We start from the raw sequence: 15,712 nt of genomic DNA, 5'->3' as shown, positions 1-15,712 counted from the left end.
GTGGTTGGGTGTTTTGTTTTTTTCTTTTTGGTTGTGTCTTGGCTCGACGTGGGGGCGGCGGCGCCCGGGGGGCGCGCCGCGGCGGGCGCGCCCCCCCCCGCCCCCCCCCCCCCGCCCCTCAGCTGTCGGCCGGGTCAGACCTTCAGCGTCCTGATGGACGTCGGGGCGTGCCCCGGCTCGGTCGCGAGCTCCTCGAACTCCACGACGTTGCTGATGTCGTTGGTGGTCGACATGGCGATGTTGGTGACGCGCTCCAGGATCGCCTCGACGACGACCGGCACCTGGAACTCGGCGGCGAGCTTCTTGGCCTGCTCCAGTGCCGCACCCAGCTCGTTCGGGTCGGTCACCCGGATCGCCTTGCAGCCCAGGCCCTCGACGACCTTGACGTGGTCGACGCCGTAGACGCCGAGCTCGGGCGAGTTGATGTTCTCGAACTCCAGCTTGACCTGGAAGTCGATGTCGAACGCCCGCTGCGCCTGCCGGATCAGGCCCAGGTAGGCGTTGTTCACCAGGACATGGACGTAGGGGATCTTGTGCTGCGCGCCGACCGCCAGCTCCTCGATCATGAACTGGAAGTCGTAGTCGCCGGACAGGGCGACCACCTGCGCCTCCGGGTCCGCCTTCGCGACGCCGAGCGCGGCCGGGATGGTCCAGCCGAGGGGGCCCGCCTGGCCGCAGTTGATCCAGTGCCGTGGCTTGAAGACGTGCAGCATCTGGGCGCCGGCGATCTGCGAGAGGCCGATCGTGGAGACGTACCGGGTCTCCGGGCCGAACGCCTTGTTCATCTCCTCGTACACACGCTGGGGCTTGATCGGGATGTCGTCGAAGTGCGTACGGCGCTGGAGCGTCGCCTTCTTCTCCTGTGCGGAGGCCGCCCAGGCGGAGCGGTCGGGCAGCCTGCCCGCCGCCTTCAGTTCCCTTGCCACCTCGACGAAGAGCTCCAGAGCCGCCTTCGCGTCGGACGCGATGCCGTAGTCCGGGGCGAAGATCTTGCCGATCTGGGTGGGTTCGATGTCCACGTGGACGAACGTGCGGCCGGCCGTGTAGACGTCCAGCTTGCCGGTGTGGCGGTTGGCCCAGCGGTTGCCGATGCCGAGGACGAAGTCGGACTCCAGGAAGGTCGCGTTGCCGTAGCGGTGCGAGGTCTGCAGGCCCACCATGCCGGCGTTCAGCTCGTGGTCGTCGGGCAGGACGCCCCAGCCCATCAGGGTCGGGACGACCGGGGTGCCGGTCAACTCGGCGAACTCGACGAGGAGTTCGGCCGCGTCGGCGTTGATGACACCTCCGCCGGCGACGATCAGCGGCCGCTCGGACTCGTTCAGCAGCCCGATCGCCTTCTCGATCTGGGCGCGGGTCGCGGCCGGCTTGTACGCCCGGAGCGGCTCGTACGTCTCCGGGTCGAACTCGATCTCCGTCAGCTGGACATCGATCGGCAGGTCGATGAGGACCGGGCCGGGACGGCCCGAGCGCATCAGGTGGAAGGCCTGCTGGAAGACGCCGGGGACCTGTGCCGCCTCAAGGACCGTGACGGCCATTTTCGCGACCGGCTTGGCGATCGAGGCGATGTCGACGGCCTGGAAGTCCTCTTTGTGGATCACGGCGGTCGGGGCCTGGCCCGTGATGCACAGGATCGGGATGGAGTCCCCGGTCGCCGAGTACAGGCCCGTGATCATGTCGGTTCCCGCGGGCCCCGAAGTGCCGATGCAGACACCGATGTTGCCCGGGTGGGTGCGGGTGTAGCCCTCGGCCATGTGCGAGGCGCCCTCGACATGGCGGGCGAGGGTGTGGTTGATGCCGCCGGAGGCCTTGAGCGCCGCGTAGAACGGGTTGATCGCCGCGCCGGGCACACCGAACGCGTTGGTGACGCCCTCGCGCTTGAGGATCTCAACTGCCGCGCGGGCAGCGGTCATACGTGCCATCGAGTTCTCCTGCTTCGGCTGTCGGACCAGCCCTCCCGTCGCGCCCCGCGGTGAGCTCTTCCGTAATCGACTTCCTAGCTAGTTTCCACAATGCGGAAACTGTTTTCTACTATCTGGAAGCAATGTAGGTGGGTGAAGGAAGGCCGTCAAGAGACGGACAAGCGGGGGCCCGCTGGAGGACGATGTGGGCCATGTCAGAGAGCGTCTCGGTGCGCTGTCCGGCCTGCCGGCGCGAGCACCTCTATGCGGCGCCGTCGTATCCGTGCACGTGCGGGGCGCCCGTCGCCCCGGAGCTGGACCGGCACGGGACGGCGGTGGCCGTCACCCATCGGGCCTGGGCGGAGGACTGGATCACGTTGCGGTGCGGCTCCTGCGGCCGCCGGGACCAGTGGCCGCGCCCGGAGCTGGGCTGCGAGTGCGGGACGGTGCTGCGGATCCCGGTGGCCGGGCAGACCGCCACCGCGGAGGCGGGCACCGAGGCCGCCGCCGCCGCTCCGGCCAAGCGCCGCCGGCCCTTCCAGCCCGTCACCATCCGCACCGCCCGGGACGCGGTGACGGCCGCGGCCGTGTATCTGCGCTGGCTCGGCTACCGGGACATCCGCCGGGCCGACCAGCGGCCCCCGTCCGGCATCGGCATCGCCGCCCGCGGCCTGCTGGCCCAGGTCGACCCGACCGTGCGCCTGGCCTCGCTGCGGGACGTGGAGTGCCTGTGGCTGACCGCCATGACGGAGTCGGCGGCCTGCGTCTACTTCTCCCTGGCCGGCTACGACACCGACGCCCGCACCCGCGCGGACAGTCTCGGCGTCCCTCTGTTCGTCCTGGACTTCACGGGAGCCCCGCAGCCGGTCAACAGCCTCGCCGACGAGCTGGACGCCACCGGGGTGCGGTAGTTCCGCGCGCCGCGGTACCGCAGCGCGATGCCGCAGCAGCCCGGGATGGTGAGCAGGCCTGGTAGCGAGGCGCTCGGGCTCGCGCGACGGACCGCGTGGTCCACGAGCGGCGCAGCGGACGGACCGGCCCGGGCGCGGGCAGGCACCCGGGCGGGCAGAGCGACGGCACCGGCCTCGTCGTTCTGCTGGAGCGGCATCTGCTGCACGGCCTGGGGGGGGCGATGCCGCGTGCTGCTCCAGCCGGCCGCCTGATCCGGCCGGCTGGAGCAGGCCGCCCGGCTACAGGGCGTACTTCTCCCGCAGCTCGACCTTGCGCACCTTCCCGGACACCGTCATCGGGAAGGCCTCCAGGATCCGCAGCCGGCTCGGCACCTTGTAGTGGGCCAGCCGGCCCTCGCAGAAGGCGCGCACGTCCTCAAGGCTCGGCGGGTCGGCCGGGTCGCGCGGGATGACGCAGGCGAGGACCTCCTCGCCGTACTTCTCGTGCGGTACGCCGACGACCTGGACGTCCTGGATCTTGGGGTGGCCGTAGAGGAACTCCTCGATCTCGCGCGGGTAGATGTTCTCTCCGCCCCGGATGATCATGTCCTTGATGCGGCCGACGATCTCGACATAGCCGTCCTCGCGCATCACCGCCAGGTCCCCGGTGTGCATCCAGCGGCCGGAATCGACGGCCTCGGCGGTCTTCTCCGGCTCGTTCCAGTAGCCGAGCATCACGCTGTAGCCGCGGGTGCACAACTCTCCTGGGACACCGCGTGGTCGGGTCACTCCGGTCGCCGGGTCGACGACCTTCACCTCGATGTGCGGGAGGACCCGGCCGACCGTCCCGGTGCGGTGTTCCAGGTCGTCGTCCCTGCGGGTCTGGAGGGAGACCGGGGAGGTCTCCGTCATGCCGTAGCAGATGGAGACCTCCTCCATGTGCATCTCGGCGACGACCCGCTTCATCACCTCGACCGGGCAGGGCGAGCCCGCCATGATGCCGGTGCGGAGGGTGGAGAGGTCGTAGTCCGCGAAGTCGGGGAGGTTCAGCTCCGCGATGAACATGGTGGGGACGCCGTAGAGGGATGTGCAGCGCTCCTGCTGGACGGCTTCGAGGGTGGCCCTGGGGTCGAAGGACGGGGCCGGGATGACCATGCAGGCACCGTGGGAGGTAGCGGCCACATTCCCCATGACCATGCCGAAACAGTGATAGAACGGGACAGGAATGCACACCCGGTCCTGCTCGGTGTAGGCGATCAACTCACCCACGAAATAACCGTTGTTGAGGATGTTGTGGTGGGAGAGCGTGGCTCCCTTCGGGAAGCCCGTCGTGCCCGAGGTGTACTGGATGTTGATGGGGTCGTCGCAGGACAGCTCCTCGTACGAGGCCTCGGCGGTCCCGCGGCCGAGCAGTGCCTGCCAGCTCGGGTCGCCGATGTACACGACCTCGCGCAACTCGGGGCACCTGCCCCGCACCTCCTCGACCATCGCCCGGTAGTCGCTCGTCTTGTGGCTGAGGGAGGCGAAGAGCAGCGAGATCCCGGCCTGCCCCAGGACGTACTCGACCTCGTGGGTGCGGTAGGCCGGATTGATGTTCACCATGATCGCGCCGATCCGGGCGGTGGCGTACTGGACCAGCACCCACTCGGCACAGTTGACCGCCCAGATGCCCACGCGGTCGCCCTTGGCGACCCCGCTCGCGACCAGCGCCCGCGCCAACTCGTCGACGTCCGAACCGAATCGGGCGTACGTCCAGCGCCGCCCCGACGGCACGTCCACCAGCGCCTCGCGGTCCGGCCAGGTCGCCACCGCCCGGTCCAGGTTGGCGCCGATGGTGTCCCCGAGCAGGACGGTCGGGCTCGTCCCGTGCGTGTACGACAGCGCGGTCACCGGAAGTCCTCCTCGCGGTACTCGTCGGCCGAGCCCGCGGCGGTCGCCTCGCGCAGCTCGATCCGGCGGATCTTGCCGGAGACGGTCTTGGGCAGCGGCGCGAACTCCAGGCGGCGGATGCGCTTGTACGGGGCGAGGACCTCGCGGGAGTGCTCGAACAGCACCTTGGCGGTGTCGGGGCCCGGCTGCCAGCCCTCGGCGAGGACGACGTACGCCTTGGGGACGGCGAGCCGCAGCTCGTCCGGGGCGGGCACGACGGCCGCCTCGGCCACCGCCTCGTGCTCCAGGAGCGCGCTCTCCAGCTCGAAGGGGCTGATCTTGTAGTCGGAGGCCTTGAAGACGTCGTCGGCGCGGCCGACGTAGGTGATGTAGCCGTCGGCGTCGCGGGAGCCGATGTCGCCGGTGCGGTAGTAGCCGCCGGCCATCGCCTCCGCCGTACGGTCGGGGTCGCCGTGGTAGCCGGTCATCAGGCCGACGGGCCGCGCCGACAGGTCGAGGGCGATCTCGCCCTCGGCGGCTCCGGGGGCACCGGTCACCGGGTCGAGGAGCTCGACCCTGTAGCCCGGGCTGGGCCGCCCCATCGAGCCGGTCTTGAGCTCCTGGCCCGGGCTGTTGGCGACCTGCACGGCCGTCTCGGTCTGTCCGAAGCCGTCCCGGATGGTGACGCCCCAGGCACGCCGGACCTGCTCGATGACCTCGGGGTTCAGGGGTTCGCCCGCCGCCACCACCTCGCGCGGCGGGGTGCGCAGCTGGGTCAGGTCCGCCTGGATGAGCATCCGCCACACGGTGGGCGGGGCGCAGAAGGTGGTCACCCCTGCCCGGTCCATCTCGGCCATCAGGCGGCCCGCGTCGAAGCGGGTGTAGTTGTGGATGAACACGGTCGCCTCCGCGTTCCACGGGGCGAACAGGTTGGACCAGGCGTGCTTGGCCCAGCCGGGCGAGGAGATGTTCAGGTGCACGTCGCCGGGCTTGAGGCCGACCCAGTACATCGTCGCCAGATGGCCGATCGGGTACGAGGTGTGGGTGTGCTCGACCAGCTTGGGCCGGGCGGTGGTGCCGGAGGTGAAGTACAGCATCAGCGGGTCGTCGGCGAGGGTGGGGCCGTCGGGGAGGAACTCGGCGGGGGCGAGGACGTACGCGTCCTCGTACGGCTCCCAGCCCTCCTCCGGCAGACCACCGACGGAGATGCGGGTGTAGGCGCCGGGGACGTCGTCGAACTTGGAGGTGTCCTCGGCCCGTACGATCACGTGCTTCACTCGACCCCGCTCGACGCGGTCGCGCAGGTCGGCGGGGCCGAGCAGCGGGGTGGCCGGGATGACGACGGCGCGCAGCTTCATCGCCGCGAGAGCCGTCTCCCACAGCTCGGCCTGGTTGCCGAGCATGACGAGGATGCGGTCCTCGGCGCGCACGCCGCGCTCGCGCAGCCAGTTCGCCACCCGGTCGGAGCGGTCGGACATCTCCGCGAACGAGACCCGGACCTCGCTCCCGTCCTCCTCGACGATGTGCAGGGCGGTCCGGTCGTTGCCGTCGGCGATGACGTCGAACCAGTCGAGCGCCCAGTTGAAACGCTCGGGCCGGGGCCAGCTGAACCCCTCGTAGGCCTTCGCGTAGTCCTCGCGGTGCTCCAGCAGGAAGTCCCGCGCACTGCGGAAGAGCTCCGTCGCCGTCGTCATCGTGGTTTTCCTCCTCATCACCGGACCATTGCCGGGCGGCTCTCTGCCATCGTGTAATCCGTGATGCAGGTCTCACTACCCCCGAACGGGGGTGTGCGCCGCAGGGAGAGGGCAAGCAGGTGACAGCAGACGCGGCCGGGGCGGTCGAGATACGCAGTGCGCTGGTACGGCTGCGGCGCACCACGGGGCTCCCGGTCGCCTTCGGCGGCCTGGTGGAGCCGGGGCGCCGGCACATGCGCATCAGCGAACTCAGCGGCACCGAGACACCCGCGCTGAGCGGACTGCCGGTGACCTCCGGCAACGGCCTGGGCGGCCGGGCGGTCGCGCTCGCCCGGCCGTGCGCGGTGACGGACTACTCCTCCTCGCGGCAGATCAGCCACGAGTACGACATCCCGGTCGCCACGGAGGGGCTGCATTCGATCCTCGCGGTGCCGGTGGTCGTACGACGCCGGGTACGGGGTGTGCTCTACGGGGCCCTGCGCACCGCGCAGCCGCTCGGTGACCGGACGCTGGACGCGGCGATGGAGGCCGCGCGGGACGTGGAGCAGGCGCTGGCCGTGGGGGACGAGGCACGCGGACTGCTGGCGGCGGCCGCCCGCGGCGAGCCGGAGCGGGCCCCGGCGGCCGGTGCCGCCTGGGAGCAGGTGCGGGAGGCCCATGCCGCCCTGCGGGCCCTCACGCCCCGGATCGCCGATCCCGCACTGCGGGCGGAACTGCTCGGCGTGTGCGGGCTCCTCACCCCGAAGGCGCAGGCCCACGGGGTCGACCTGGCCCCCCGCGAGCTGGACGTACTGGCCTGTGTGGCCGCGGGGGCCACGAACGCGGTGGCCGCCGAGCGGCTCGGACTGCGCACCGAGACGGTCAAGGGGTACCTGCGGTCGGCCATGCGGAAACTGGGCGCTCACACGCGGGGCGAGGCGGTGGCCGCGGCCCGCCGGGCGGGGCTGCTGCCGTAGCGCTCTATTCGTTCACCGGCGCTCTGAATTTCGCCATCCCTGACCGTTGTTATATCCCTCACCACGTCGTCCGTCCGAAATTCAAAGAGAGATTGCCTAGAATTTGGCCCGAAGCACGACACTTGGAGGGGAGCGGTGACCGTGCGAGGGGACTTGAGGGAGCCTGCCAGACGCCACCCCGACCTGGTCATCGGCCGGGACGAGCTGCTCAGCGCGGCGCGCGAGCAGCTCGCGCGTGGCGGCAGCGTGCTGCTCCACGGCCCCGCCGGAATAGGAAAGTCGACCGCTCTGCGGGCTTTGGCATCCGAATACGGGACGGCCGCGCGCACCGTGCTGCGCTGCTCGGCGACCGAGTCCGAATCCCACCTCCCCTTCCTGGCCCTCGCCGACCTGCTCGGCCTGGTCGTGGACCAGGTGTACGACAAGCTGCCCGCCGCCCAGCGCACGGCACTGGAGTCGGCGCTCACCGGCCGCGGCGAGTCCACCCTCCAGCGCGACGGCCTGGCCCTGCGCCTCGCCGTCCTGTCCGCGCTGCGCGCGCTCGCCGAGCGGGGCCCCGTCCTCGTCGTGGCGGACGATCTGCAGTGGCTGGACCCGGCGAGCGCGGAACTCCTCGGCTTCGCCGCCCGCCGCCTCGGCGACACCCCGGTGCAACTGCTGTGCGCGGTCCGCACCGAGGGCCAGGAGTACGACCGTCACCTCAGCGCGTCCCCGCCCGACACCCTGGCCGTGCGGCTCGGGGCGCTCTCCCGTGCCCAGGTGTCCGCGCTGCTCGACCACCGCGGCTACACCGGCCTGCCACGGTCCACGGTCCGGGACATCCACCGCACCAGCGGCGGCAACCCGTTCTTCGCCCTCGAACTGGGCCGCGCCCTCGCCGAGAGCCCGACCCCGCCGCGGCCCGGCGAGCCGCTGCCGGTGCCCACCTCGCTGCGCGCCCTCGTCCTGAACCGGCTCGACATGCTCTCCGTCGAGGCCCGCCGCACCCTCCTGGTGGCCAGCGTGGGCGCCCGCCCGACCCTGGCCCTGCTGCACGAGGCCGGCCGGGAGAACGCCGAGGCGGAGACCGCGCAGGCGGCCGAACTCGGGCTGCTGGCCACCGAGCCGGAGGGCCCCGCCGTCCGCTTCGCGCATCCGCTGATCTCGGCCGCCCTGTACGCGGAGGCGCCCGCGCAGGAGCGGCGGGCCGCGCACGCCGCGCTGTCCACGGCCGCCTCGGACCCGATCGAGCGCGCCCGCCACCTCGCCCTCGCGACCACCGGCACCGATCCGGAGGCCGCGGCCCGGCTCGCCGAGGCCGCCGCCCTGGCCCGGGACCGCGGGGCCCCCTCGGTGGCCGCCTCGCTCGGGCTGCTCGCCGCCCGGCACACCCCGGCCGACGGCGAGCCGGGTCCGGACGAGCGCCGGCTGGAGGCCGCCGAGGACGCGATCACCGCCGGTGAGGTGGACCTCGCCCGGGACATCGCCCGCGACGTGCTGACCCGGGCCGCCGAGCCCGCGGACCGGGTGCGGGCCTGGATGGTGGTCATCGAGGCGGCCGGGCAGGCCCTCGGCGACGTCGACACCGTCTACCCGCAGGCGCTGGCCGACGCCGGCGCCGACCCGGGGCTGCTCGCCCTGGTCCACTACCAGCTGGCCTGGCGCGGACTGGTCGTGGAGGGCGACTTCGCCATCGGCCGGGAGGAGGCCGCGCACGCCGCTGAGCTCGCGGCGCGGGCCGGCGACCGCCGCACCGAGCTCCTCGCGCTGGCCTTCCAGGCGACGACCGAGACCCTGATGGGGCACCCGGACGCCCCGGCGACCATCAAACGCGCGCTGAAGGAGCCTCAGCTCCCCGACGTGGCCTGCCACCACAACGGCGCCGGCGCGACCCGCTACCGCTGGCTGATCATGAGCGACCAGCTGCCCGAGGCCCGCTCCACCGTCAGCGCGCTGCTGCGCGAGGCCCGCAGACGCGGCATGGTCGAGAGCGAGGTGCACTTCATGCGTCTGCTCGCCGAGACCGAACTGCGCTCCGGGCACTGCGGCCGGGCCCTGGACCTGGCCCGGGAGAGCATGCGGCTGGCCCGCGACTCGGGGATCGGCGAGGCGTCCTCCGCCGTGCTCGCCTCCCTCGCGGAGGCCTCCGGCGGGGATGTGGAGCGGGCGCTGACGCTGGGCCGCGAGGCGGTGGAGCTCGCCGAGCGGGCCGGCGACCAGATGTACATCTCCCGAGGGCTGACCGCGCTCGGCCACGCCCAGCTGGTCGCCGGGGACGCCGAGGGCGCGGTCCGCTCCCTGCGCCGGGTGCGGGACCTGGAGGACGGGCTCGGCATCACCGACCCCGCGCGCGGCCGCTGGCACGGCGACCTCGCCGAGGCCCTCGTGCGCACCGGTGAGACCGACGAGGCGCAGCAACTCCTCGACGTGGCACGCGGACAGGCCCAGCGGCTCGGACGCGAGGGCGTGTTGGCGGTGCTGGACCGGGCCGAGGCACTGGTGCGGGCGGCACGCGGCGAGCACGAGGCCGCCCTCGCCCAGCTGGCCTCGGCGCAGGACCGGCTGGCCAAGCTGGGCTACGGCCTGGAGGAGGCACGCGCCGCGTTCGCGCTGGCATCGCTGCGTCCCGGCCGGGCGGGGCGCTCGTCGTACGACGAGGCGGCCCGGCTGTTCCGCCGTTGCCGGGCGCTGCCGTGGGTGCGTCAGGTGGAGGCGGCCACCGCGGCGAACCCGGTGGAACCGATCGCCCCCACGGACGCGTCCGAGGGCCTGGAGGGGCTCGCCGCGATGGAACGCCAGGTCGCCGCGCTCGTCATGGAGGGCGCGACCAACCGGGAGATCGCCGCGCGGCTGTTCATCAGCGTCAAGACGGTCGAGGCAACACTGACCCGGGTCTACCGCAAGCTGGGGATCCGCTCGCGCGTGGATATCGTCCGTTTGGCGGCGGCACGGCGAGCGAAGTGACGGCGCGACAGGTTAACTGAAGCCGACCGAGGGTTTTCCCTTACACAACCCCCTAGGGGGTTCCCTCATTGGGAGCCGGGGGTTCTGCGTCCTAGCTTGAGGACGTGCCGCTCGCCCGGGCATACGGGGGTCGGTCCCGCGACCCCCGTGCACAACCCCCCACACCCGCGCGACCCCCCACCGGCAACCCCCACTGAGGAGACTCATGTTCGGGTCCAACCGTGCCAGGAAGACCGCCGCGGTACTCACGGCGGCCGCTGCAGCGGCCACCACCGCACTGCTCGGCGCGTCTTCCGCGGCAGCCGCGCCCCAGCCCATCGTGGGCGGCACCACGACCACGACCACGGCCTACCCGTTCGTCATGCAGATCACGGACGCCTCGCAGAACCAGTTCTGCGGCGGCACCCTCGTCTCGGCCACCAAGGTGATCACCGCCGCTCACTGCATGGTCGGGGAGACGACGAGCAGCGTCAGAGTCGTGGGCGGCCGCACCTATCTGAACGGCACCAACGGCACGGTCAGCAAGGTCAGCAGGATCTGGATCAACCCGAACTACACGGACGCCACCAACGGCGACGACGTGGCGGTACTGACGCTGGCGACGTCGATGCCGTACACGACGGCGTCGTACGTGAAGTCCTCGGACACGTCGGTGTACGCGGCCGGCACCACCGCCCGCATCCTCGGATGGGGCACCACCTCGGAGAACGGCAGCTCCTCCAACCAGCTGCGGACGGCGACCGTGCCGATCGTGGCCGACTCCAGCTGCAAGAGCTCGTACGGGTCTGAGTTCGTCCAGACCGACATGGTTTGCGCCGGATACACATCCGGCGGCGTAGACACCTGCCAGGGCGACAGCGGCGGTCCCCTGCTCATCGGGGGCGTCCTGGCAGGGATCACTTCTTGGGGCAACGGCTGTGCGGAGGCGGGATACCCGGGTGTCTACACCCGGCTGACCACCTTCTCCAGCCTGGTGACCGCACAGGTCAACTCGTAGGAAGAGTGCTCCAGAAGATCTCCTGAGCACCCCTCAGGTGAGAGACAAGGGGGCGTTGCGGGCTACCACGAGCAGCTCGCAGCGCCCCCTTTCCATGCGCTGCTCGTCGCGCGCAGCGGGCACTACTTGTCGGCGATGAGCTTCCCCGCCGCGCCCCAGCTGTCCGCCGGCACCTCGTGGATCCACACCTGAACGGTCTCGGCCGGGATCCGGTACGCGTCCACGAAGGCGTCGGTGATGCGCTTGACGAGGTCCCGCTTGAGCTCGGTGTCGCGAGGACCCTGCTGGACGGTGACGATCGGCATGGCTGAACTCCCTTGAATACGTTGCCCGTCGGGGCCCGTTGCAGGCCCCCTTCCGGTGAGTCCAGTCCATCGCGCCGGACGCCCGCGACCAAGAACCAGACCGCGACCGCAGCGATCAGTTCTCGTGATCGCCGCAGGCCAGCAGCAGGGTGTCCAGGTGCGGGGGCGGGGCACCGACCGGCACGGCGAGACCCGTGGACAGGGCGAGGCCCGGCGCGCGGAACGGTACGAAGGCCACGCGGGGGCTGTGCAGCACGCGCGCGTGGGACGCGTACACGACGGTCCACAGCGGGCGGCTGCCGATGGTGGCGAGGGTGTCCTGGAGGGAACCGCTCGACGGTCCGGGCAGCGGCTCGAACCCGGCCTCGTAACAGGCGCCGACGACCAGGTCGACCAGGGCGGAGTTGTTGCGGCGCCCGGTGAGGGCGAGCGGAACCTCGGCCAGCTCCTCGATGCCGATCTCCGCACGGCCCGCGAGGGGGTGCGTGGCGGGGAGGGCGGCCACCAGCGGGTCGGGCCACAGGGGCAGCACACGTACGCCGGGCACCGGTTCGACGGCTCGTACGAAAGCGGCGTCCAGCCGGCCGCCCGCGACGCCGGCGAGGCGTTCGGCGACCGGCAGCGAGAACAGCTCGACGGGCACGTCCGGGGCGCGGCGCGCGAACGCGGCGAGCACACGGTCGAGATGCGTGCCCATGCCCGTACTGGTGCCGATCCTCAGGCCGGGCGGCGGGGCGACGGCGGCACGCGCCCGGTCGGCCGCCGCCAGCACCTCCCGCGCCTCGGGCAGCAGCCGCTCCCCCGCCGCCGTGAGCCGCACCCGGCGCGGCGTCCGGTCGAACAGCTCGGCCCCCAGCTCCCGCTCCAGGCGCTGTATCTGCATGCTCACCGCGGACTGCACGATGTGCAGCCGCTCGGCCGCCCGCCCGAAGTGCAGCTCCTCGGCGACGGTCACGAAATAGGTGAGCTGCCGCAGTTCCATGGGCTCGACTCTAGAGGGATCCCGCGGGCGGCTGTTTGAATGAGCGCCCGAGGGGAGCGACCGGAGGAGAGCGGTGTACATGGTGTCCACGGACCGTTTCCTCGCCTTCGCCGCGATGTCCCTGCTGGTGATCGTGATTCCGGGCCCCAGCGTCCTGTTCGTCATCGGCCGCGCGCTCGCCCACGGCCGCCGTACGGCGGTGGCGACGGCGGTCGGCAATGTCTTCGGCTCGTATCTGCTGGTGGTGGCGGTCGCGATCGGGATCGGCTCGCTGGTGGAGCGCTCGGTGGCCATCTACCTGGCGGTGAAGCTCGCAGGCGCCGCGTACCTGGTGTACCTGGGCGTGCAGGCCTTCCGGCACCGGCGGCAGCTGAAGGCGTCCGCGATCCGCACACAGCCGAAGGGACCGGCGCGCGGCGATCTGCGCACGGTGCTCGACGGGGTGCTCGTCGGGGTGACCAACCCGAAGGGCGTGGTCTTCTTCGCCGCCGTACTCCCCCAGTTCGTGGACCACGCGGCGGGCCACGTCCCGGTGCAGATGCTGCTGCTCGGCCTGATCCCGATCTCGATCGGCCTGGTCACGGACACCCTGTGGGGCCTGACCGCCTCGGCCGCCCGCACCTGGTTCGCCGGCTCCGACCGCCGGCTGTCGATGATCGGCGGCGCGGGCGGCTTCGCGATGATCGGGCTGGGCCTGACGGTGGCGGTGACGGGCCGGGCGGACTGAGGCCTACGGGATCACGGTCCCGAACCGGATGTCGTACGAGGTTCCGGGGTGCATGGTGTCGAGCATCCGCCCGCCTTCCTCCACGAGGTCCGCACGCTGGGCCTTGGTGAGGGTGCCGAACGGCTCGATGACGAGCGCCCCCTCCGCCGGCCTCCACACCCCCGCCAGGAAGCCGTCGACGAGGAACGTGCAGTAGGCCTGGTTTCCCACCCAGCTGCGGCCCCAGTGCTCGGACGGGACGACCCGGGTGCGGTCGGCGTGGGAGAGGAGCAGGTTGTCGAACTCGGGGAGGAAGCGGGGCGGCGCAGGAGTCTCCGCGTCGGGCCGCGGCGCCTCCGGCAGATCGAAGAGCTCGACCCCACGCTCGTCCCGAAAGGTGACGAGCTGCGAACGCAGCCGCTCGAAGACCTCTCGCAGCCGGGTCAGCCCGGCCCAGGTCTGCATGTCCTTGACGGATGCGGGCCCGAAGGCGGCGAGATAGCGCAGCACCGTGGCGTCGGCAGAAGGGGCGGTCGGGCGGGCGGCGGGGGCGCGGCCCAGCCAGTGCTCCAGGGTGGTCAGGGCGACCTGGCCGCTTTTGCCCCACAGGCCGCGTGGGGTGACCTGGACGAGGGGGAGCTTGCAGCGGGCCGCGATGGCGAGAGCCTGTGGGTCGGCGTCGGGCCACTCGGTCAGCAGGGCCTCGCGCAGCTGCTTCATGGTGCGCGGCTCGGCCTCGACGAGCTCGCGGGCGAGGGCGGCGAGCCGGTCGAGGTCCACGCCCCCAAGTCCCTTGCGGAAGTTGGTGAGTTCACGGTCCCGGGCCGGCTGGACCAGCGGACGCAGGGTGAGGGCGTCGGCGGCGGTGTGGGTGTGGATGGTCGAGCGCATGGTGACGATACGGACGACCTCGCGGTCCGCCATCAGACGCGACAGCTCCTCGGGGTTGAAGCCGGCGAGGCGGGCGGCGAGCGCGTAGTACGGCGGCTTGACGTTCTGCGCCTGCAGCCCGAGGAGATGCTCGACGGCGGTCCTGGCGGAGAGCGCGGACCGGCGCAGGAGCAGCTGCCGTTCGAGGGTCGCGCGGTTGAGAGCGCGGGTACCGAGCACAGGAGCCGTCGCTGTCGTCTTCGTCATGCCCCGCACGCTAGCCGCGCTTGCGGACACCTACTGTCCGCAACGTCCGTCCGATCCCGGATGCCCAGGACACCCCGGCGTCGTTTGCCCCGTATATCCTGCCCGGGATCACGCAGCCGCAGGTTTCGACCCGGGAGGCAGCCGCATGTCCGAGCGACGCGCCCGTCCGGTCTCCAAGGACGCGAGGAAATCCGTCTGGCGCCGCGCGCCGACCCCACCGCAGCCGCCGGCGCCGAACAGCGCACCGGCGCCCTCCGATCCGGCACCTCCGTCGTCGCCGGAGGTGGCCAGCGTCGTCCAGGCGGCGCTGTACCGGGACGGCGTCCGTGTCTCCGCCCCGGCCACCCTGGCCGAGACCTTCCGCGAACTGCGCGACCAGCCCTCGGGCATGGCCTGGATCGGCCTCGCCCGTCCCACCGAGGGCGAACTGCTCTCCCTGGCCGCCGAGTTCGACCTTCACCCGCTGTCGGTCGAGGACGCGATGGAGGCCCACCAGCGCCCCAAGCTGGAACGCTACGGCGACACGCTCTTCGTCGTGCTGCGGGCGGCCCGGTATCTCGACGCCCCGGAGGAGGTCGACTTCGGCGAGCTGCATGTGTTCGTGGGACCCGACTTCGTCATCACGGTCCGCCACGGCGCCGCCCCCGACCTCTCCGCGGTCCGCCGCCGTATGGAGGAGTCTCCGGAGCTGCTGAAGCTGGGCCCGGAGGCCGTCCTGTACGCCATACTCGACGCGGTCGTCGACGGTTACGCCCCGGTGGTGGCGGGCGTCCAGAACGACATCGACGAGATCGAGACCGAGGTCTTCCGCGGCGACCCGGAGGTCTCCCGCCGCATCTACGAACTCTCCCGCGAAATGGTCGAGTTCCAGCGCGCCACCCGGCCTTTGGTCGGCATGCTGCACGGCCTGATCGCCGGGTTCTCCAAATACGGCACGGACGACGAACTCCAGCGCTACCTCCGGGACGTCGCCGACCACGTCACCCACACCAGCGAACGCGTCGACGGCTTCCGCCAGGCCCTCACCGACATCCTCACGGTGAACGCGACGCTGGTCACCCAGCAGCAGAACGCGGAGATGCGGGCCCTGGCGGAGGCGGGGTTCGAGCAGAACGAGGAGATCAAGCGGATCTCCAGCTGGGCCGCGATTCTGTTTGCTCCCACCCTCGTCGGCACTATTTACGGCATGAACTTCTCCCACATGCCCGAGCTGCACTGGGGCCTCGGATACCCCTTCGCGATCGGCTTGATGGGCGTGATCTGCGTGAGCTTGTACCTTATTTTCAAGCGCCGGGGCTGGCTGTAGGACGGCTGATGCCGCCCCGGCAGTGTGCA

General features: G+C 71.6%; 12 protein-coding genes. 6 read left to right on the top strand and 6 right to left on the bottom strand.

Annotated elements, in window-relative coordinates:
• Positions 1 to 134: 134 nt before the first annotated feature.
• On the bottom strand, positions 135 to 1,919 hold the full coding sequence (gene gcl / locus ACWC1K_RS07725; RefSeq protein ID WP_450829337.1) for a glyoxylate carboligase: 1,785 nt from the start codon (positions 1,917 to 1,919) through the stop codon (positions 135 to 137).
• A gap of 182 nt (positions 1,920 to 2,101) precedes the next feature.
• On the opposite strand from gcl, the gene ACWC1K_RS07720 reads away from it, so the two are divergent.
• Positions 2,102 to 2,809: a hypothetical protein gene (locus tag ACWC1K_RS07720; protein WP_450829336.1), complete on the top strand. Its 708-nt coding sequence runs from the start codon at positions 2,102 to 2,104 to the stop codon at positions 2,807 to 2,809.
• Positions 2,810 to 3,088: 279 nt separating this feature from the next.
• On the opposite strand, the gene ACWC1K_RS07715 is transcribed toward ACWC1K_RS07720, so the two are convergent.
• Both ACWC1K_RS07715 and ACWC1K_RS07710 read right to left on the bottom strand, forming a co-directional pair.
• Positions 3,089 to 4,678, bottom strand: a complete 1,590-nt coding sequence (locus ACWC1K_RS07715) for an AMP-binding protein (RefSeq protein ID WP_450829335.1) — start codon at positions 4,676 to 4,678, stop codon at positions 3,089 to 3,091.
• Positions 4,675 to 6,351, bottom strand: coding sequence for an AMP-binding protein (locus tag ACWC1K_RS07710; RefSeq protein WP_450829334.1), 1,677 nt, complete (start codon positions 6,349 to 6,351; stop codon positions 4,675 to 4,677). Before ACWC1K_RS07710 ends, ACWC1K_RS07715 begins: the two co-directional genes overlap by 4 nt.
• Positions 6,352 to 6,470: 119 nt before the next feature.
• Between ACWC1K_RS07710 and ACWC1K_RS07705 the strand changes: the two genes are divergently transcribed.
• From ACWC1K_RS07705 to ACWC1K_RS07695, 3 genes are all read left to right on the top strand, one after another.
• Positions 6,471 to 7,307 (top strand): response regulator transcription factor, encoded by an 837-nt coding sequence (locus tag ACWC1K_RS07705; RefSeq protein ID WP_450829333.1) that lies wholly within the window; start codon positions 6,471 to 6,473, stop codon positions 7,305 to 7,307.
• A gap of 135 nt (positions 7,308 to 7,442) precedes the next feature.
• Positions 7,443 to 10,250 (top strand): ATP-binding protein, encoded by a 2,808-nt coding sequence (locus ACWC1K_RS07700; RefSeq protein ID WP_450829332.1) that lies wholly within the window; start codon positions 7,443 to 7,445, stop codon positions 10,248 to 10,250.
• Between the two features lie 205 nt (positions 10,251 to 10,455).
• Positions 10,456 to 11,247, top strand: coding sequence for a S1 family peptidase (locus ACWC1K_RS07695; protein ID WP_450829331.1), 792 nt, complete (start codon positions 10,456 to 10,458; stop codon positions 11,245 to 11,247).
• Positions 11,248 to 11,369: 122 nt separating this feature from the next.
• On the opposite strand, the gene dmpI is transcribed toward ACWC1K_RS07695, so the two are convergent.
• Entirely contained in the window at positions 11,370 to 11,552 is a 183-nt protein-coding gene (gene dmpI, locus ACWC1K_RS07690) for a 4-oxalocrotonate tautomerase DmpI (RefSeq protein WP_450829330.1), read from the bottom strand.
• 115 nt (positions 11,553 to 11,667) lie between these two features.
• Positions 11,668 to 12,534, bottom strand: a complete 867-nt coding sequence (locus ACWC1K_RS07685; protein WP_450829329.1) for a LysR substrate-binding domain-containing protein — start codon at positions 12,532 to 12,534, stop codon at positions 11,668 to 11,670.
• A gap of 79 nt (positions 12,535 to 12,613) precedes the next feature.
• Between ACWC1K_RS07685 and ACWC1K_RS07680 the strand changes: the two genes are divergently transcribed.
• Complete coding sequence (locus ACWC1K_RS07680; protein ID WP_450829328.1) at positions 12,614 to 13,261, top strand: LysE family translocator; 648 nt, start codon at positions 12,614 to 12,616, stop codon at positions 13,259 to 13,261.
• Between the two features lie 3 nt (positions 13,262 to 13,264).
• On the opposite strand, the gene ACWC1K_RS07675 is transcribed toward ACWC1K_RS07680, so the two are convergent.
• Positions 13,265 to 14,377, bottom strand: coding sequence for a winged helix DNA-binding domain-containing protein (locus ACWC1K_RS07675; protein ID WP_450829327.1), 1,113 nt, complete (start codon positions 14,375 to 14,377; stop codon positions 13,265 to 13,267).
• Between the two features lie 145 nt (positions 14,378 to 14,522).
• Here ACWC1K_RS07675 and ACWC1K_RS07670 point away from each other — a divergent pair, with 145 nt between their 5' ends.
• Positions 14,523 to 15,683 carry a magnesium and cobalt transport protein CorA gene (locus ACWC1K_RS07670; RefSeq protein ID WP_450829326.1) on the top strand — a complete coding sequence of 387 codons (1,161 nt, stop codon included), beginning with the start codon at positions 14,523 to 14,525 and terminating at the stop codon, positions 15,681 to 15,683.
• The last annotated feature ends 29 nt before the right edge of the window (positions 15,684 to 15,712 follow it).

The sequence above is a fragment of the Streptomyces sp. NPDC001492 genome (genome assembly GCF_053597275.1).
Note: the sequence above shows the minus strand (reverse complement) of the source record. Positions and strands in the feature narration are given on the sequence as shown.